General features: G+C 63.8%; 21 protein-coding genes. 13 read left to right on the forward strand and 8 right to left on the reverse strand.

Features of this window, described 5'->3' with window-relative positions; genetic code table 11:
- The 3 genes from VGL01_RS23715 to VGL01_RS23725 form a co-directional block, all read left to right on the forward strand.
- On the forward strand, positions 1-460 hold a 460-nt coding region (locus tag VGL01_RS23715; RefSeq protein WP_331573736.1), incomplete at its 5' end, for an electron transfer flavoprotein subunit alpha/FixB family protein.
- Between the two features lie 49 nt (positions 461-509).
- On the forward strand, positions 510-809 hold the full coding sequence (locus VGL01_RS23720) for a hypothetical protein (protein ID WP_331573738.1): 300 nt from the start codon (positions 510-512) through the stop codon (positions 807-809).
- Entirely contained in the window at positions 806-1,654 is an 849-nt protein-coding gene (locus VGL01_RS23725; protein ID WP_331573740.1) for a 3-hydroxybutyryl-CoA dehydrogenase, read from the forward strand. The genes VGL01_RS23720 and VGL01_RS23725 overlap by 4 nt, the downstream gene beginning before the upstream one ends.
- On the opposite strand, the gene VGL01_RS23730 is transcribed toward VGL01_RS23725, so the two are convergent.
- Positions 1,629-2,696, reverse strand: coding sequence for a LacI family DNA-binding transcriptional regulator (locus VGL01_RS23730; RefSeq protein WP_331573742.1), 1,068 nt, complete (start codon positions 2,694-2,696; stop codon positions 1,629-1,631). The two genes, VGL01_RS23725 and VGL01_RS23730, sit on opposite strands and share 26 nt — an antisense overlap.
- 289 nt (positions 2,697-2,985) lie before the next feature.
- Between VGL01_RS23730 and VGL01_RS23735 the strand changes: the two genes are divergently transcribed.
- The 6 genes from VGL01_RS23735 (at position 2,986) to pobA (ending at position 8,409) form a co-directional block, all read left to right on the forward strand.
- Positions 2,986-4,254: an MFS transporter gene (locus VGL01_RS23735; RefSeq protein ID WP_331573744.1), complete on the forward strand. Its 1,269-nt coding sequence runs from the start codon at positions 2,986-2,988 to the stop codon at positions 4,252-4,254.
- Positions 4,255-4,261: 7 nt separating this feature from the next.
- A complete protein-coding gene (locus VGL01_RS23740) occupies positions 4,262-5,275 on the forward strand; it encodes a fumarylacetoacetate hydrolase family protein (RefSeq protein ID WP_331573746.1) in 1,014 nt (337 codons plus the stop codon).
- Positions 5,272-5,892, forward strand: coding sequence for a cytochrome b (locus tag VGL01_RS23745; protein WP_331573747.1), 621 nt, complete (start codon positions 5,272-5,274; stop codon positions 5,890-5,892). Before VGL01_RS23740 ends, VGL01_RS23745 begins: the two co-directional genes overlap by 4 nt.
- A 13-nt stretch (positions 5,893-5,905) precedes the next feature.
- Positions 5,906-6,469, forward strand: coding sequence for a YceI family protein (locus VGL01_RS23750; RefSeq protein ID WP_331573749.1), 564 nt, complete (start codon positions 5,906-5,908; stop codon positions 6,467-6,469).
- Between the two features lie 33 nt (positions 6,470-6,502).
- A complete protein-coding gene (locus tag VGL01_RS23755; RefSeq protein ID WP_331573751.1) occupies positions 6,503-7,093 on the forward strand; it encodes a YceI family protein in 591 nt (196 codons plus the stop codon).
- A 131-nt stretch (positions 7,094-7,224) separates the two neighbouring features.
- The gene (gene pobA, locus VGL01_RS23760; RefSeq protein WP_331573753.1) at positions 7,225-8,409 is read left to right on the forward strand and encodes a 4-hydroxybenzoate 3-monooxygenase; all 1,185 of its coding nucleotides are present in this window, start codon (positions 7,225-7,227) and stop codon (positions 8,407-8,409) included.
- A 91-nt stretch (positions 8,410-8,500) separates the two neighbouring features.
- On the opposite strand, the gene VGL01_RS23765 is transcribed toward pobA, so the two are convergent.
- Both VGL01_RS23765 and VGL01_RS23770 read right to left on the reverse strand, forming a co-directional pair.
- Positions 8,501-9,796: a copper oxidase gene (locus VGL01_RS23765; protein WP_331573755.1), complete on the reverse strand. Its 1,296-nt coding sequence runs from the start codon at positions 9,794-9,796 to the stop codon at positions 8,501-8,503.
- 1 nt (position 9,797) lies between these two features.
- Complete coding sequence (locus VGL01_RS23770) at positions 9,798-10,742, reverse strand: hypothetical protein (protein ID WP_331573757.1); 945 nt, start codon at positions 10,740-10,742, stop codon at positions 9,798-9,800.
- A gap of 116 nt (positions 10,743-10,858) precedes the next feature.
- On the opposite strand from VGL01_RS23770, the gene VGL01_RS23775 reads away from it, so the two are divergent.
- Entirely contained in the window at positions 10,859-11,008 is a 150-nt protein-coding gene (locus VGL01_RS23775; protein WP_331573759.1) for a hypothetical protein, read from the forward strand.
- Positions 10,999-11,241: a hypothetical protein gene (locus VGL01_RS23780; protein WP_331573761.1), complete on the forward strand. Its 243-nt coding sequence runs from the start codon at positions 10,999-11,001 to the stop codon at positions 11,239-11,241. Before VGL01_RS23775 ends, VGL01_RS23780 begins: the two co-directional genes overlap by 10 nt.
- A 55-nt stretch (positions 11,242-11,296) precedes the next feature.
- On the opposite strand, the gene VGL01_RS23785 is transcribed toward VGL01_RS23780, so the two are convergent.
- On the reverse strand, positions 11,297-12,280 hold the full coding sequence (locus VGL01_RS23785) for a hypothetical protein (protein WP_331573773.1): 984 nt from the start codon (positions 12,278-12,280) through the stop codon (positions 11,297-11,299).
- Between the two features lie 278 nt (positions 12,281-12,558).
- On the opposite strand from VGL01_RS23785, the gene VGL01_RS23790 reads away from it, so the two are divergent.
- Positions 12,559-13,155 (forward strand): hypothetical protein, encoded by a 597-nt coding sequence (locus VGL01_RS23790; protein ID WP_331573763.1) that lies wholly within the window; start codon positions 12,559-12,561, stop codon positions 13,153-13,155.
- 11 nt (positions 13,156-13,166) lie between these two features.
- Here VGL01_RS23790 and VGL01_RS23795 read toward each other — a convergent pair whose 3' ends face one another.
- The 3 genes from VGL01_RS23795 to VGL01_RS23805 form a co-directional block, all read right to left on the reverse strand.
- Positions 13,167-13,853 (reverse strand): HAD family phosphatase, encoded by a 687-nt coding sequence (locus VGL01_RS23795; RefSeq protein ID WP_331573765.1) that lies wholly within the window; start codon positions 13,851-13,853, stop codon positions 13,167-13,169.
- A gap of 137 nt (positions 13,854-13,990) precedes the next feature.
- A complete protein-coding gene (locus tag VGL01_RS23800; protein ID WP_414720331.1) occupies positions 13,991-15,634 on the reverse strand; it encodes an alkaline phosphatase family protein in 1,644 nt (547 codons plus the stop codon).
- 196 nt (positions 15,635-15,830) lie between these two features.
- Positions 15,831-16,226 carry a hypothetical protein gene (locus tag VGL01_RS23805; RefSeq protein ID WP_331573767.1) on the reverse strand — a complete coding sequence of 132 codons (396 nt, stop codon included), beginning with the start codon at positions 16,224-16,226 and terminating at the stop codon, positions 15,831-15,833.
- On the opposite strand from VGL01_RS23805, the gene VGL01_RS23810 reads away from it, so the two are divergent.
- Positions 16,200-16,739: a ProQ/FinO family protein gene (locus VGL01_RS23810; protein ID WP_331573769.1), complete on the forward strand. Its 540-nt coding sequence runs from the start codon at positions 16,200-16,202 to the stop codon at positions 16,737-16,739. The two genes, VGL01_RS23805 and VGL01_RS23810, sit on opposite strands and share 27 nt — an antisense overlap.
- 35 nt (positions 16,740-16,774) lie before the next feature.
- Here the strand turns inward: VGL01_RS23810 and VGL01_RS23815 are convergent.
- A partial coding sequence (locus tag VGL01_RS23815; protein WP_331573771.1) for a hypothetical protein occupies positions 16,775-16,955 on the reverse strand: 181 nt, incomplete at its 5' end.

The following is a 16,955-nucleotide window of genomic DNA, read 5'->3' on the forward strand; positions in this document are numbered from 1 at the left end:
CGGCAGCGCTGCAATCGAGAAGATCGAGGCGGCGGCGGAGCGCGGCATCTCGCAGTTCGTGAACCGCGAGGTGACCAAGCTGGACCGTCCCGAGCTGACGAGCGCGCAGATCGTGGTGTCGGGTGGCCGGGGTCTGGGCAGTGGGGAGAACTATCAGAGCGTGCTCGTGCCGCTGGCCGACAAGCTCGGCGCGGCGTTGGGCGCGTCGCGCGCCGCGGTGGATGCGGGCTATGTACCCAACGATTATCAGGTGGGCCAAACGGGCAAGATCGTCGCACCGCAACTGTACGTTGCGGTCGGTATCTCGGGTGCGATTCAGCATCTGGCCGGCATGAAGGATTCGAAGGTGATCGTCGCGATCAACAAGGATCCCGAGGCGCCGATTTTCAGCGTGGCCGATTACGGACTCGTCGGCGATTTGTTCACCGCGGTTCCCGAGTTGATCGAAGCGCTCGCTTAGGTGCGGGTGATAGTGAGCGCGAAATCCGCGCGTCTACCGGAGTCACGATATGGATGCGATGCAACGCGCTCGCTTCGATGCGGCCGCAGTAGCCAATGCGGAAGACGCATCGGTCTGGCGATGGTTTTCGGTGCTCCTGGAGGAGCGTCGCATTCGTTGGCGCTATACGTTCGACAACTGGGTAATCAGCGTCGACCGGATGCGAGTGGCCACCGAGCCCACGTTCGACGGTGCGATCCGAGCCGCAAAAGACGAGGCCGAGCTGCGCAGAGTCGGCCAGCCCGGCGAATGGTCGGCGCCGAAACGGCGTCGCGCCGAATCATCCGAATATCTAAGGCAGCAACCATGAACTACGAAACGATAGGCATCGTCGGCGCAGGCCAGATGGGTACGGGGATCGCGCAAGTCTGCGCGGCAGCGGGGCTGACGGTCGTGCTCAGCGACGTCGATGAAAGCGCGCTCGAGCGCGGGCGCGAGCGGCTGTCGGCGGGCTACGACAGCCTGGTCTCGAAGCAGAAGATGACGGCCGGTGACGTTGCCGAAGCAATGGCGCGGGTGAAGGCGACGTCTCATTCCGCCGCGCTCGGCACATGCGATGTCGTCATCGAAGCGGCTACGGAAAACGTCGGGATCAAGCACCAGATATTGCGCGAGTTGGACAGAATCGCGAAGCCCGGCGCCATCATCGCAACGAATACGTCGTCCGTGTCGATCACGCGATTGGCGGCTACGCTCGCCGACCCGTCGCGTTTCGTCGGCATGCATTTCTTCAACCCCGTTCCGGCGATGGCGCTCGTGGAAGTCATTCGCGGCATGCAAACGAGCGACGCCACGTTCGAGACGACCGTTGCGCTTGCCGAGCGCCTCGGCAAATCCGCGATACAGGTGAAGAATGCCCCTGGCTTCGTGGTCAACCGCATTCTCGTGCCGATGATCAACGAAGCCGTATTCGCGCTGCAGGAAGGATTGGCGAGCGCGGACGAAATCGACGCGGGCATGAGGCTGGGCGCGCGTCATCCCATGGGGCCGTTGGCGCTCGCGGATCTGATCGGCCTCGACACCGTGCTCGCGATCATGGAGGTGATTCAGCGCGAGATGGGCGACACGAAATACCGGCCCGCGTCGTTGCTCAAAGAGATGGTGGACGCGGGCTATCTCGGTCGTAAGACTAAGCGGGGCTTTTACTCCTACTGACCGTGGCCGTGGCGCGCTCTCGCGCCGCCGCAGCGGGCGCGCGCGTGCTGCCCCGCTGGATCAACGTGGCCGTGGCGATCGAAGCGTAGGGCGCGCGCGCGGCGGCGTTTTGGCGGATCTGGTGCACGAACCAGAGGCCGCACGCCGTGGCCAGATCGTGAACGGGAAGGCCGATGGTCGTGAGACCCGGCCCCCACCAACTGAATCCCATCTCGTCGCCGAAGCCCACCACCGAAAGTTGCTCGGGAACGGCGATACGTTGAGCCATGAGCTCTTCGACGATGCCTTGCGTGATGCGCACCGCACCGGCCACGACGGCCGTCGGTGCTGCGGCCTGCGCCAGCAGGTCTCGCATGGCTTCGCGCCCGAAGTCGATCGAACCCGGCGGGCCGAGCCGGACGAACTCGGCGCTCGGGCGCGCATTGCGCGGCATGGCTTCGATGGCTCTTCGATAACCCAGCAGTCGCGCTTCGCCGGTGGGCAGCTCGTCGGTGCCGCCGATGTAGGCGATGCGTCGGTGGCCGAGCGCAATCAAATGGTTCGTCGCATCGAACAGCGCCTGCGTATCGTCGATGCCGAAGTACTGGTCGCCGATGACGGCTTGCCGGCGAATCAATTGGACGTGCGGCAACAACTTGAGCAGGCGCGTGGCTTCCCGATGCGGCTTCGCCGTGGGAACGATGATGATCCCGGCCACGTTCGCGCTCGTCAGCTCGCGAATGTGATGCAGCTCGACCATCCGGTCGTCTTCGGTTTCCGACAACATCAATTGAAAGCCCGCGCCCTGCACGCACTTCGACAGCGCGTGCGCAATCGTCGAATAGAAGCTGTTGCGAATGTCGGGCAGCACGAGGCCGATGAGATTGCTGGACACGCCGCGCATCATGCGCGCCGCGAGATTGGCCACGTAGCCCATTTCGTTGGCGACTTCCGTGACCTTCTTTTTCGTGGCGGCGCTGATTCTCGGATCGTCGGCGAGCGCGCGGCCAACCGTCGAGGGAGAGACCTCGAGGCGGGCGGCGATGTCTTTGATGGTGATCATGGCGTTCCAATGAGGGCGGATTCGGACAAACGATAGCACACTCACTCGCTGCAAGGCAGTTCCCCCGATCGACCGCCTGGTACGACGGCGAACGAGCAATTCCCCCGTCGGATCATGAGTTTGCACGTGCCTAGTGCATACGTAAGCACGAAATAAGTAGATGTACGCATTTGACAGCGAAAGAGCGGGCATCTAATCTACGCTAACGTTAGCATTGATCGTGTGAAGCGGTAATCGAAAGAACGCCGTCATGGCGTATCGCACGAAGACAACTTAATGGAGACAATTGATGACCGCTTCTCACCATGACATCGGGTACGAGCGCAAAACGCTCGTCCTGCTGGGCCTCGGGTTCGGACTGGTCGGTTTCGACCGGTGGCTGATGGCGCCGATGTTTCCGTACATGATGAAAGACCTTGGCCTCGACTATTCGCAACTGGGTAGCTTGATCGGCGCACTCGGCGTGGCGTGGGGCATCTGGTCGATCGTCATGGGGCCGGTTTCGGATCGCATCGGCCGCAAGAAGATTCTCGTCGCGACGATGATCGTCTTCTCCGTGCTGTCGAGTTTGTCGGGGTTCGCCACGGGCTTCGGCAGTCTCTTGTTGTTGCGTGCCGCGATGGGCGTCGCCGAAGGTGCATTCACGCCCGCAAGCCTCGCGGCAAATAGCGAGGCGTCGCGTCCCGCCCGACGCGGCCTGAACCAGGGCTTGCAGCTGAGCATGATCCCGCTCGTCGGGCTCGGTTTCGCCCCCATCGCCGCCACGCAGCTGCTTCGCGTCGTACCGTCATGGCACTGGGTATTCATGATCTCGGCCGTGCCGGGCTTGATCGTCTCCGCGCTGATCTGGCGCCTGCTGCACGAGCGCACGCGCAGCAGCGATGTCCCGCTCGGCGTCGAGGGCGCCGCCAAGATGGAATGGACGCAGTTGCTGCGCACGCGCAACGTGCTCGTCGCGACTGCTGCCATTCTGTGCGCGATGGGCGGCATTTTCGTGATCGGTGCGATGGTTCCGATCTACCTCGTCGCCGTCCTTCATCTGGACACGCGGAGCATGGGCTTCGTCGCTTCGGCGATCGGATTCGGCGGGTTTGCGGGCTCGTTCGCGCTGCCCGGTATCTCCGATCGCGTCGGCCGACGCCCGACCGCGCTGTTCGGCTTCGTCGCCGCGACGCTTCTGCTCTATTGCTTCGCGCGCACGGGCCCCCATCCTCAAATGCTCTTCGCGTTGCTCTTCGGCGTATCCCTCTTTTCGATCGGCTTGCTGTCGTTGCTCAGTGGGCCGGTTGCCACCGAGGCGGCTCCGCCCGGTCTCGTCGCGTCGGCCATCGGCTTCGTGTCGGGCGTGGGCGAGACGTTCGGGGGCGGCGTTGCTCCTGTGATCGCCGGCTTCATCGCGCAGCATTTCGGCCTGGCCCGGACCCTCGATTTCGCGTTCTACAGTCTCGTCGCCGGAGCGGGCATTGCCGTGCTGCTCGTCGAAACCGCGCCGCGCCGGCGCACCCTTGCACGCCCGGACGGCGATGCGGTCGAAGTTCATTTCGTCAACGATCTTTGAGCCGGACATGTCTCCTGTACTCGTGAACGTGTCGACAGCCGCCTGCACGCCGTTTCCGGCGCTGCTGTTCGAAGGCCGCGTGATGGCTTTGGCGCAGTGGCGCGCCAGCGGGCTGCGCGGCACATCGTCGGTCGCCGAATTCCTGAATGAGTGGGAGTGCAACGCCGATCGATTGAAGCAGGTCGTTCGATCGGAAGGGACGCAGACGCTCATCGCGGAACAAGGCGTCGAGCTCGCTGCCCTCCGAATCCACGAGCCGATCGCCCCGCGGCAGGTCTACTGCACGATCGGCAATTACAGTGAGCAGGTGGTGCAGGCAGCCCTCGATGCACATGGCGCCGCCGATGCGCCTGTCCGCCGGGAAGCGGTGCTCGCATCGATCGAAACTCGGCGGCGCGTGGGCACGCCCTATATATGCGTGAAGGGAACAGCCGCGGTTTCGGCCCCGTTCGACCCATTGCCGGTCGAAGCCGGCATGTCGACGCTCGATTGGGAGGTGGAGATCGGGGTCGTGATCGGACGGCGCGCTTGCAACGTCGACGTCGCACGCGCGCTCGACTATGTCGCGGGCTATTGCGTCGTCAACGACATCACGTTGCGCGATCGCGTAGTGAGGACCGACGTGCCGGTGCTCGGCACGGATTGGCTTCAGTCGAAATCGAGAGCCGGATGGCTGCCGGCCGGTCCCTGGCTGGTTCCGGCATGGGACATCGAGGCGCCGTCGGCGCTGCGGCCGTGGTTGCGGCTGAACGGCACATTGATGCAGGACGGGCAGGCCGGCGACATGATTTTCAGCATTGCCGAGCAGATCGCCTACCTGTCGGCGCATACGTCGTTGCAGCCGGGCGACTTGATCTGCACGGGTACGCCTGCAGGCATCGGCAGTCACCACGGGCGATATCTGCGTGCCGGCGATGTGCTCGAGGCCGGTGTATCGGCGCTCGGCACGCAACGGATCGTTTGCGTGGATGCGGTCGGAGGCCGTTCGGATGTGGGAGCGGGACGAGGAGAGGAACGATGAGTCAGACGAACAGCGCGGGCAGCCCCACCGAAGAGCGCTTCGAAAGAAGCGCGGGCGAGCACGTGCCTCCGACCGTTCGTGGCCGGGACGCATATACGGCCGCTGCGATCGGGTTGCACTGGATCGTCGCGGCGTTGATCGTCGGCGGGTTTGCGTTGGGCTGGACGATGACGCGCATGCCGGGCATCACGCCCGATAAGCTGCGCTTCTATTCCTGGCACAAGTGGATCGGCGTGACGGTGCTCGCGTTGGCCGTGTTGCGCATCGTCTGGCGGTTGACGCATCGGGCACCGCCGCTGCCCGATTGCATGAGCGCCTGGCAACGCTGCGCGGCGCATGCCGTTCACGTGGCGCTGTACGCGCTCATGATCGCGATTCCCGTTTCGGGCTACCTCTATACCGCGGCGGCGAATGTGCCCGTCGTCTATTTGGGCCTCATACCGATGCCGCAGCTCATCGCACCGGACCCAGTACTCAAGGTGTGGTTCAAGTCCATTCACATTGCGCTCGATTACGGACTGCTCGCGCTCGTTGCAGGGCACGTCGCCGCGGCCGTCAAGCATCAGTGGATCGATCGGGACGGACTGCTCGGGCGGATGCTGCCTTTCCTCAAATGACGAAGGATCTTCGATGAAGTCATCGTTTTACCACTGCATGGCGCCGGTGCTCGTGGCAGCCGTCTTGACTGCGCCCGGCGCGGCGCGCGCCGAAGTCGACCTCGCGAAAAGCTCGATCACCGCGGTATCGAAACAGATGAATGTGCCCATCGAGGGCGTCTTCAAGAAGTTCAATGCGCGCGTGAGCTTCGATCCGGCCAAACCGTCGGCAGGCAGCGCGCTGATCACGGTCGATGTCGGCAGCTATGACCTGGGCGATTCCAGTTACAACAGCCAGGTGGCCGGAAAGGAATGGTTCGACGCGAGGACTTATCCGACGGCAACGTTTGCTTCGAGCGAGATTGCTGCGGCCGGTGGCAATCGGTACCGCGTGACGGGACAGCTGACGATCAAGGGCAAATCCGCGATCGTCACTGTACCCGTCACGCTAACGGAGCGTGACCACGCTCAGACGCTGGACGGCAGCATGTCGATCAAGCGCTCGCAGTTCGATATCGGGACCGGCGAGTGGAAGGATACGTCGATCGTCGCGGACGACGTCACCATCAAATTCCATCTCGTTGCAGCGAAGTTTTAAAGAGAACCCAATTCAACGCATTTGGAGGAGACAATGAACAAAGCAAACCAGCTCGTCACGGCGGGCCTCATCGCCATCGCGGGAGCATCGTGTTCGGCCGCCGCTTCTGCGGCCAGCTATCAACTCGATCCGACGCATACCTATCCCAGCTTTGCCGTCGACCATTTCGGCGGTGTGTCGATCTGGCGAGGCAAGTTTACGAAGTCGAGCGGCACCGTGACGCTCGATCTCGCGAAGAAGACCGGGACCATCGATGTGTCGATCGATCCGTCGTCGATCGATACGGGCAACGCGCAACTCGATCAAAACCTGCGCGGGACGCAAGGGTTCGATACGAAGCAATTCCCGAGCGCGATTTATAAGGGTACCCAAATCCGATTCGATGGCGATCGGCCCAAAGAGGTCATCGGCGCGCTGACGCTGCATGGCGTCACGCGGCCGGTCAATCTGCGGATCGAATCGTTCAAATGCTTCATGAATCCCTACTTCAAGCGCGAGGTGTGCGGTGTGGAGGCAAGCGCACAGTTCAATCGCGCCGACTTCGGCATCGATATCGGGCAGCGGCTTGGGTTCAACATGCTGACGAAGCTTCAGATTCAGGCGGAAGGCATCAAGCAGGAATAGGGCCGCGCCGCAACCGCTAGCCGGCGATCTTCTAAAAGTCCTGTTCTATTGCACAAATGTGCCTTCTCTATTCACGATGAACGTCGAAAAATACAAGCAAACGACGAGACATCTTGAAAGGGGGCACCGTCATGAAAACCCGAGTCGCGATCATCGGCGCCGGACCGTCGGGCCTGCTGCTAGGCCAATTGCTGCAACGAGCAGGCATCGACAACGTGGTGCTCGAGCGGCAGACGGGCGGCTACGTGCTCGGGCGAATCCGGGCGGGCGTGCTCGAGCACGGCACGGCGGATCTCATGCGCGAGGCTGGGGTCGGCGCGCGTATGGATGCGGAAGGACTCGTGCATGAAGGCATCGAACTCGCCTTCGGCGGCCGGCGCGACCGCATCGATCTGAAGGCATTGACGGGCGGCGCCACGGTGCTCGTCTACGGCCAGACCGAGCTCACGCGCGATTTGATGGCGGCGCGCGAGGCCAGTGGCGGTACGACCGTCTATGAAGCCCGCAACGTTCAATTGCACGGGATCGAGGGCAACACGCCCCGTGTCACGTTCGAGAAGGACGGCGAGACGATGACGCTCGAATGCGAATTCATCGCTGGCTGCGACGGCTTTCACGGTGTATCGCGCAAGGCGATACCCGCGGATCGCCTCACCCAGTACGAGCGCATTTTTCCGTTCGGATGGCTTGGACTGCTATCGGATACGCCGCCCGTCAGCCATGAACTGATCTATGCCCACCATGCGCGCGGCTTTGCACTGTGCAGCCAGCGCTCGATGACGCGCAGCCGCTATTACCTGCAAGTGTCGCTGACCGAGAAAGCCGAGGATTGGACGGACGAGCGCTTCTGGGCCGAGCTCCGCGCGCGCTTGCCGCGGGATCTGGCCGAGACGCTCGTGACAGGCGATTCGCTCGAAAAGAGCGTGGCGCCGCTACGCAGTTATGTGGTCGAGCCGATGCAATATGGCCGGCTCTTTCTCGTCGGGGATGCCGCGCACATCGTCCCACCGACGGGTGCGAAGGGGCTCAATCTTGCCGCGAGCGATGTCGGCACGCTGTACCGGATTCTTCGTGGCGTCTATGAGGGCGGGCGCACTGACTGGCTCGAGAAATACTCGTCGATCGCACTACGCCGTGTTTGGAAAGCCGTGCGCTTTTCCTGGTTCATGACGAACCTGCTCCACGAGTTTCCGGACCGCGATGGTTTCGACAAGCAGATGCAGCGCATCGACTACGAGTACTACACCCGTTCCGATGCGGGATTGAGGACGATCGCCGAGAACTACGTAGGGCTGCCTCATGAAGCGATCGAATAGGGTGACCGAACGTTGGAAGCGGCAGGAACTTGGCCGGCAGGGATGACCGTTCAGTGGTGGCCTTTCGGCGCCCCCTGCCTCGCCGTACCGGTCAGCTGTCGGGCGGTGCACCGGTGTACTCGTACGCCACCGTTCCCGGGGGATGCGTGTACCAGCCCGGATCGCGGTAGTCGTTGGGCCCGAGCCCCTGCCTGACCTTGACGACCGTGAACATGCCGCCCATTTCGAGCGCGCCGAAAGGCCCGGTGCCCGTCATCATCGGCAGCGTGTTTTCGGGCAAGGGCATCTCCATTCCGCCCATTGCGCCACCGGTGCTGCCCATCGCCATATAGTCCGGCACCACGTTGCCGATGCGTTCGGCCAGGTCGTCCTGCCGTACCCCGATCATGGTCGGCACGCGGTGCCCCATCGCGTTCATCGTATGGTGCGACTTGTGGCAATGAAACGCCCAGTCGCCCGGCCGGTCCGCGGTGAACTCGATCGCGCGCATCTGGCCGACTGCAACATCGGCGGTCACCTCGGGCCAACGGGCCGCCGGTGGGATCCATCCGCCGTCCGTGCCGGTGACCTCGAAGCGATAGCCGTGCAGATGGATCGGGTGATTCGTCATCGTCAGATTGCCGAACCGGATGCGTACGCGATCCCCGGCGCGCACCGGCAACGGATCGATGCCGGGGAACACGCGCGAGTTGAAGGTCCACATGTTGAAGTCCGTCATTTCGTTGACGCGCGGCGTAAAGCTGCCCGGATCGATGTCGTAGGCGGCCAGCAAAAATACGAAATCGCGGTCGACCGGCATGACGCTACGGTCCTTCGGGTGGACGATGAACATGCCCATCATCCCCATCGCCATTTGCACCATCTCGTCGGAGTGAGGGTGATACATGAACGTGCCGTGCGTCTCGAGCTGGAACTCGTAGACGAATGTCTTGCCGGGCGGAATGTGGGGTTGCGTCAACCCACCGACACCGTCCATGCCGTTCGGCAGCCGCATTCCGTGCCAGTGGATCGTGGTGTGCTCGGGCAGTCTGTTGGTGACGAAGATACGGACCTTGTCGCCTTCGACAGCCTCGATCGTCGGGCCCGGCGACTGACCGTTGTAGCCCCACAGGTTGGCCTTCATACCGGGCGCCATTTCGCGCACCACGGGTTCGGCCGTCAGGTGAAACTCCTTCCAGCCGTTTTTCATCCGCCAGGGCAACGTCCATCCGTTCAGCGTCGCGACCGGTGTATAGGGGCGGCCGTTGGGCGGCATGAGAGGCGGCTGCGTCGCCGCGGCCGCCATGGTCGGCGCTTCCGGCAATGAAGCCGGGCCGGCCTTGCTGACCATTGCGGCACCGAGCAGGGCGGCTCCCGAGCCGCTCAGGAATTGTCGACGGGACACCATGTCACTGCCCTCCCGAATGGCTGGCGGATGCCGGCGGCGGCAAACGTCCGCCCAACGCTTGCCGGATGTCCGTTTCCGCGAGCCAGTAGTCCTCGAGCGAATCGACGTAGCCGCTCATCGCGGCGGCCTGCTCGCGCGCGTCGGCCAACAGCTCGAAAACGCCGGCGAGCATGCCGTTGTAGCGGAGCAGCAGTTCGTCCGAGATCGTTTTGCGAAGCGGCACGATTTCGTCGCGATAGCGCTTTGCTACGTCGTAGCTCGTCATGTACGCCGAGTAGGATTCGCGAACCTCCGATCGAATCTCGAGATGGTTGCGCGAGGCGAATGCGTCGAGGTCGTTCAGTGCGGGACGCGTTTTCGGCAGATCCGGCAACTGATCCGGAAGGGTGTACTGCGTGTGCCCGCCCCGCAGCCCCAGCGTTCGCGTCAATTTCTCCCGCGCCGACAGCGCTTGCTGGCGAGCCTTCGCTGCCTGTACTTGCGCGCTGGCACGGAAGGCTTGCTCGCGCGCCTCATCGAGCTTGCTCAGGTTCCCGGCCTGGCGCATGCGCGAGGCCAATTGTGCGCCGGCGTCCGCGGAGTCCTCGACGTGCCCGGCGTATCGGGCGGCCTGCTCGGCCGCCACCGCTCGGATATAGGCACGGCGCGCATCGGCGGCCACCTTCGACATCGCGTCGGCGGTGCCGGGGTTGTCGTTCTGCAAGGCGAGCCGTGCCGCGTCGTCCATCGAAAGCGGCTTGGAAGCGTATTCCCGGGTGCGCGTGGCCATTGCATCGCGTGCGGTGTTGGTTCTTGCAACGAGCGCTTCATCGTCGAGGGCAGACGATGAAGCGCTCGCGGGAGCCGGGGCGGCCGCGTCCGCGGGGGCGGGAAAGGTGGGGGTGGCGTGCGCGAGCATCGGCAATGAAGCCGCCGCGCCAAGCAGCGCCGCAGAAATTAGTCGCATGGATTTTCTCGTCTTCAATCATCCGGCGAGTCCAAGAGACCGCCGGCACGAATGGAACATCGCGGGCTTTAACCGCGGTGGAAAATTAGACGAGCGTGGAGCGAGGAGGGCGCTCGATGCCGCCGGTCAAAAAAGACGCGGCACCGGCCGAAGGCGGAATAGATGCGACGACGCGCGTAGCGTCCGCGATGACGGCAACGATGGGAACGGCCGGCAAGGCGGTCCCCAGGCAGCACGATGCGCACATCGAACACGAATGCACGTGAAGACTGCCGCGCAGGTCATGATGGTCGCCATCGCCGGCGAGAACCATCCCGTGCATTTCTCGATGGTGCGCGGACATCTCGTGCCCGGCGTGCCGGACGGACGCATCGCCGGCGCGAGCATGGGTGGGCACGCATTTCATCGAGACGGCCGCAAACGACTGAACCGGCAGGCTCAGTGCCAAGAGCACGACGATGAACAATTTGCGCCAATAGGACATGGGTGGGGAGTCTAGCACGCGTGTACTTCGCGGGGTAAGCCACGCGCGCCATGGCGGGCGTGCACCGCCGCTAGAAGTTCCGCGCGAGGCCGACCATGAACATGTCCTGGTCCTTGTCATTGCCAGTCGCGACGCGGTTAAAGCGCAGGCTCGCGGCCCAATTGTTCGTGACCTGGTAGCTCACTTGCGCGCTGAGCAAGGCGTTGATCCGCATGCGATTCGAAGGCTCGTCGCGGTCGCGCGCGAGGTACGGCCCTACACCGGCCGATAAGGCCCATTTGCTCAGGATCGGCGCGACGTACCAGAGTTGTGCCGCCACGCCACGCCGGCCGGCCGTGCCGTTATTGCCTTCGTAGACGAAGCTCGCGGAATACGCCCAAGCATTGCCGAGCGGGCGCTTGAGCTCGACCATGTAACCTTTTTCCATCGGCACTTGAGGATGGTTTGTCTGCGACGTGCCGGCCCAGATGCTCACCTGTGTCTTGCCGTCGGAAAGCGCCGGTGCGGGGTTGCCGCGAAGATCGGAGCCGATGCCGAAGAGCACCGCGTCGGAGTTGAATCCGTTGACCATCTGGATATGGTTGTATTGCAGCTTCAGAAAAAAGCGGTTGGGCACGACATAGAACCGCACTGCGGCCGAGGCGCGCAGGCCCAGTCGCTTTTCGTTACGCGGTTCATTCTCGACATGCGTGGTATCCATGCTGAAATAAGGCCCCGCGGACAACTCGAACGCCACGCGATCGCTGACGGGCCAGCGAAACGAACCCAGCGCCGCAAAGCCATCGCGATGATGATTCGTCGGATGCCCCTCGTTCAGATAGGCGACGTAGACGGAGAGGTAATCGTTGAGGATGTCGCCGAAGCCGATTTCATAGGCGCGCCAATGCATGTTGCCGCCTTCGGTCGCGCGGCCGTTGCCGAACACGGCGTAGCCGTCGATCGTGCGCTGCGGCAATTGCTGCGCGGCCGGCGCGTTCGGTGTGCCGTCTTCGGCATGCGCCAGGCTTGTGCACTGCAGAGCGGCCAAAGCCGCGAGCGTGCCTGCGCACACAATGCGCCAATCGATGCGGTGCGACTTCAAAGGCGTCAAGGCAGGTGACCGGTTAGGTAGAAAAGGCGAACGCACTTCGCCGCTTCGCAACAGCCTACTTATCGTTGACCGATCCCTATGTAGGGCACCGAACGCACAAACGCGGAAAATTGCCTGCGCTCATCCGGTCGGTCCTTCGCGCGCCCGCGCTTGTAACGGACCGAGCGATGGGAAGATGACGGCATTTGCCACTTCTCGCCACTCACCTCATGACAGTGCCGCCGCTTGGGAGATCCGGCTCGATGGGTCCCGAACCCGATCCGTCGACCGAACAGCCGAAGCCCACCGTCGGCTCGGGCCGGGGCCGGCATCGGGCTCACTCGGTGCTCGATGGCCTGCGCGGTCTCGTCTCCGCTGCGCGGGGTAAGGAGACATCGCCCACACCTGCTTCACCGGAGACCGGACAGACACGGCACGACGCGGCAGCCGCGCTAGAGCCTCGCACAGCCCGATATCTATCGGGTCTACTCGACGAGATCGATCGGATCAGCTCGCGCCAGTATGGTGGCGGCATCGAGATGCTGATCGACGAGCACCCGTCACCGGAGCGCGAGCAATTCCTTGCTGCCTTGGCGCGAGGCTGCGAGGTCACGATTGGTCTCGGCGGCGATGACACCGGTGCCCCGGATGCGCTGCTTCAGAAGATCATCGATCTCGTTCGCGTGATGGAGCGCGAGACCAAGGCCAAATCGGTGCTCGACGTCGCGGGGCGGCGCGACCGCGCGCGCCTTGAGGAGCTATGGGCGCAAGCGGGAGGTCTTCGTTATCCCACGCCGCCGTTCCGCGATGAAACGACGAGAGAGGCCGACCGCCCGCCCGGTGACGCTTCGGGGCATTAGCCCCTTGAATGCTACGCGGTGCGCCAGCGAGCGAGCACGGCCGGCAGTTCGGCCATATCGTGAAAGATCGCCGCGACGCCCGTGGATCGCATCGCCTCGGCATGGCTGTGCCCCGCAGCGTCGGGGCAGTAGCCGAACACGGTTGCCCCGGCGGCCAGTCCCGCGGTCGCACCCGTGACCGTATCTTCGACGATCGCGCAGCGCGCGGGATTGACCTCGAGGCCGCCTGCCGCGGCGAGGTAGACATCGGGATGTGGCTTGTTCCGGGGCATTTCATGACCGCTGAAGATGCGTCCTTCGAAATACTCGAAGATACCGACCTTCGCGAGCTGCATTTCGACCTTGTGCCGATCGGCACCGGATGCGACGGCGATGACGCCGCCAAGCGCTTCGTGCAGCGTTTTGACTGCCAGTGGTGCGCCTGTCACGCCGAGGAGCTCGGCTTCGAGCGCCGCATTGCGCCGGGCGCGGAACTGCTCGAGCCACTGCGCCGTGAGGCGAAAGCCGGTGTGCGATTCGATGAGGGCGGCTTCGTCCCTCACCGTTTTGCCGACGAAGTGCCGCATCGTCTCCCGAGTGCTGATGTTCCAGCCGAGCTCGCCGAGCATTTCGGCAAGCACGCGGTTCGTAATGGGCTCGGAATCGACGAGGACGCCGTCGCAATCGAAGATCACGGCGTCGAAGGGGAGGGCGGACATCGTGCGCGAATCATCCAGATAGTGTTCAAACGCGGCCCTTACGTCGATGCGCTTCGGGCCGCAAACCGGATGGCATTGTATCGCGCGCGGGGACGTCCTCGCCGCTCCCTCCCCGGATGCGGCAAAGACCATCCGCCTCAGTCCTCGATGCCGAGTCCCGGCAGTGCGTGCGTCCCTTCTTCCGCTACCGAGTGCAGCCACTCGGGCTTCAGGTCGAGTGCGCGCAGGATCGTCGGCGCCACTTGCGTGGTCAGGACGGGCTTGGCGATCGTGCGGGCGTGACGAATGCCAGGGAACGACACGAGCAGACCGAGGTGGCTGTCGTCAGGCGCATTGCCGCCATGTTCCTCGTCCTTTTTCTTGCTCGACGTATAGATCACGCCTGGATTCGGCTGCACGACGATATCGGGCGTGCGGCCTTGCGCCGGATCGCCAAAGCGCGCGGCGAGTTGCGGGCCGTAGAGGAGATAGGCTCCCGGACCATCGGCGCAGATGCCGGGCGCATTGCAGCCGAGATTGGCCTTGAGCGTCGCGATCACGGCGTCGCGCTGGCTTTGATCGCGCAGCCAAATGAGCCCGACATCGTCCGTTTGCACCATGCCCGTCCCCGCAAGTCCGGTGCCGTCGTTGAGGTTGCCCGATTGCGTCGCGTTCTGGCCGAAGTTGCCGTTCGGATCCAGGTAGTTGTTCGCTTCGAGCAGTTGCGTAAGTGTGTCGCCGTTTTTCACGAGCTTCGTGTGATCGGCCGGCGATTGGCCATGTTTGGCCGTCACGATGATGACGGTCGTGGAGTACAGGTTGCGCTGCTTCAGCTCGGCGACGATGCGGCCGATCGCGTCATCTGCATAGGCGATCGCATTGCCCACGTTCGGGCCCGGGGTGAAGCTCGCGTCGAGGTAGCCGCCGCCGTTGGCGACCGGCGATTTTTGCGCCACGCTCAAGGTCTGGAAGTTCGTGCCGAACAGCGTCGGTACCGGCGCGTTCTTCGTCCCCGTGGAGTCCTTGCCATCGATCTGATTGAGGATTGCTTGCACGTGGTAGTTGTCGAATTTCTCCGTGTGGGTGTAGACGTCCGTATAGTCGGTCTGCGTCGCCGGATCGATCGAGTTGATTTCGGTGCGGGCGAGATCGTCCACGCCATGGCCCGACGGTCCGTTGAGCCAGTCGTAGCCCCACGCGTGCTTATCGGCCCAGGCCGTACGCGCATCGCGCATGTGCTCCTTGATGACTTCGAATATCGTATTCGTCTTGATGTAGTTGTGCGGATAGACGGGGCTGCACACGCCGTTGACCAGCGCGTGCGGGATCGCTTGCGGATTGAACGCGCCACCGCCGTCGAGATGGATCAGCGCGCCGCCGTTTTGCGCATCGATGCCGGTCGTTTCGTCGAACACGACATTCCAGCCGCGCTTGCCTGAGCATGTGTCGTCGGTGGGTGCGAACAGCGTGCGGTCATAGGAGACGTCGTAAAAGAGGCCGGCGGATTTCGGCGAGCCGCCCGTGACGAGCGCGGCGAGACCGGGGAATGAATCGGACAGGCCAGGCGTGCGCGCCTCGGTATAGGTGACGCCGGAGTGCGCCAGCACGGCGAGGTTCGGGCAGGTGTTGGCGCCAGTGCAGCGAGCGAGGTCTTGTTCGTGCAGCCCGTCGATGCTGATGAGTAGCACGCGCTTTGCATCGTGGATTTCATGGGCGGCAGCGTCCGTTGCCGTGCCTGCGAGTGCCATCAGCCCGATGGCGAGCGCCGTGCCCGCGTGGCGCATTGCCTTGCGTCGATTCATGTCTACCTCGGTGTAAGGCGCGGAGAGTTTCCACGCTAAAGGAGCTAATCTGAGGGTCGAATGCGACTGGGCGATGAAGCGGACCTTTCAGTCTGCTATCGATCGGCGCTTGGCGTGCAGGTCACGGTCGATGGCGCCTGAACCGGGTGCGGGGTCGGCGCCGCGCCCGCTTGGCAGCCGATGTGCCAAGAGGCTGTTAATATTGCCGTCTGATTTTCGGGTAGGCGGTTACAGGACGAATATGGGTTTCGAGCAGCTGGCAGAACTGAGAAAGCAACTGGCGAAAGAAGCGCGCGCCGCAAAGGAGCAGGCCCAGGCCGCCGATGCGGGCAAATCGCCTCGACAGGCTCGGCCTGGTCAGCGCGACGCAAAGGGCGAGGCAAAGGGCGACGCCAACGGTCATCGCGATGCGAAGGGGCCGCGCGACGCGAAGGCCCACCACGAGACAAAGGGTCAGCGCGACGCGAAGGGACAGCGCGACGCGAAGGGACAGCGCGGCGATGCCCGAGCCCAGCGCGGGGAGGCGAGAAGCCATCACGCGCCGAAGGCTGAGCCGGTCGATCCCGTGGTACGGGTCATCGGCAAACTGCAAAAGCGCTTTCCGGCCGCATTCCCGAAGAACCCCGCGCCGAAGGTGCCGCTGAAGATCGGCATTCTGGCCGATCTCGTCTCGCACGCCGAGGAGCTCGCGCTGAACGAGGCGCAGATCCGCGATGCGGTCAGCACATGGTGCCGCGGCAGCCGTTACTGGGCCTGTCTCGTCGACGGTGCGCCGCGAGTCGATCTCGACGGCGCGCCGGCCGGCAGCGTCACCGCGCGCGACGCGGCCTTCGCGCGCAGGCAGGCCAAGGGCGGCGGCGCAGCGCGCCGCAAGGGCGATGGCGCACAGCCGGCTGCGAAGGCTGCCGCCGAACGGCCGGCCCAGCCGGGCGCGTCGGAAGGTTCGCCGGCCGCCGAGGCGGCGCAGCCAGCTGGGACTGTTCAGTCGGCTGACGCGGCTCAGGCGCCCGAGCCAAGCTCGACGTCCGATGCGGGGCATGCGTCCGACACCGCGTCTACGCCCGCCGTCGAGCATTCGCCGGATACGGCTCAGTCGCCTGACTGAGCCAAGGCTCGGGCGCGTCCCTGCGCGCCCGAGGGTTAGACTAACGTTCGCTGCGTTGCGCCGCGAGCTGCCTTCCTCCTATCGCGCTTTTTTTCGACGCATGTCGAAATCATGGCAAGCCGTTCGACATTGTCGAGGTAACACGCTGCGTGTTGCCGCAACTCTTCAGGAGCGACAAATGGAATATCTGCTGATGATTTATGGCAATGAAGCCCG

The sequence above is a fragment of the Trinickia sp. genome (genome assembly GCF_036503415.1).
Lineage (GTDB): Bacteria > Pseudomonadota > Gammaproteobacteria > Burkholderiales > Burkholderiaceae > Trinickia.

Bases quoted from the DNA above. Each gene is read 5' to 3' on its own strand.
- VGL01_RS23775 (WP_331573759.1), top strand. From the start codon at position 10,859: ATGCCGCCGGTCAAAAAAGACGCGGCACCGGCCGAAGGCGGAATAGAT.
- VGL01_RS23755 (WP_331573751.1), top strand. From the start codon at position 6,503: ATGAACAAAGCAAACCAGCTCGTCACGGCGGGCCTCATCGCCATCGCG.
- VGL01_RS23795 (WP_331573765.1), bottom strand. From the start codon at position 13,853: ATGTCCGCCCTCCCCTTCGACGCCGTGATCTTCGATTGCGACGGCGTC.
- VGL01_RS23720 (WP_331573738.1), top strand. From the start codon at position 510: ATGGATGCGATGCAACGCGCTCGCTTCGATGCGGCCGCAGTAGCCAAT.
- VGL01_RS23800 (WP_414720331.1), bottom strand. From the start codon at position 15,634: ATGAATCGACGCAAGGCAATGCGCCACGCGGGCACGGCGCTCGCCATC.
- VGL01_RS23740 (WP_331573746.1), top strand. From the start codon at position 4,262: ATGTCTCCTGTACTCGTGAACGTGTCGACAGCCGCCTGCACGCCGTTT.
- VGL01_RS23730 (WP_331573742.1), bottom strand. From the start codon at position 2,696: ATGATCACCATCAAAGACATCGCCGCCCGCCTCGAGGTCTCTCCCTCG.
- VGL01_RS23780 (WP_331573761.1), top strand. From the start codon at position 10,999: ATGCACGTGAAGACTGCCGCGCAGGTCATGATGGTCGCCATCGCCGGC.
- VGL01_RS23765 (WP_331573755.1), bottom strand. From the start codon at position 9,796: ATGGTGTCCCGTCGACAATTCCTGAGCGGCTCGGGAGCCGCCCTGCTC.
- pobA (WP_331573753.1), top strand. From the start codon at position 7,225: ATGAAAACCCGAGTCGCGATCATCGGCGCCGGACCGTCGGGCCTGCTG.
- VGL01_RS23725 (WP_331573740.1), top strand. From the start codon at position 806: ATGAACTACGAAACGATAGGCATCGTCGGCGCAGGCCAGATGGGTACG.
- VGL01_RS23770 (WP_331573757.1), bottom strand. From the start codon at position 10,742: ATGCGACTAATTTCTGCGGCGCTGCTTGGCGCGGCGGCTTCATTGCCG.
- VGL01_RS23790 (WP_331573763.1), top strand. From the start codon at position 12,559: ATGGGTCCCGAACCCGATCCGTCGACCGAACAGCCGAAGCCCACCGTC.
- VGL01_RS23735 (WP_331573744.1), top strand. From the start codon at position 2,986: ATGACCGCTTCTCACCATGACATCGGGTACGAGCGCAAAACGCTCGTC.
- VGL01_RS23750 (WP_331573749.1), top strand. From the start codon at position 5,906: ATGAAGTCATCGTTTTACCACTGCATGGCGCCGGTGCTCGTGGCAGCC.
- VGL01_RS23745 (WP_331573747.1), top strand. From the start codon at position 5,272: ATGAGTCAGACGAACAGCGCGGGCAGCCCCACCGAAGAGCGCTTCGAA.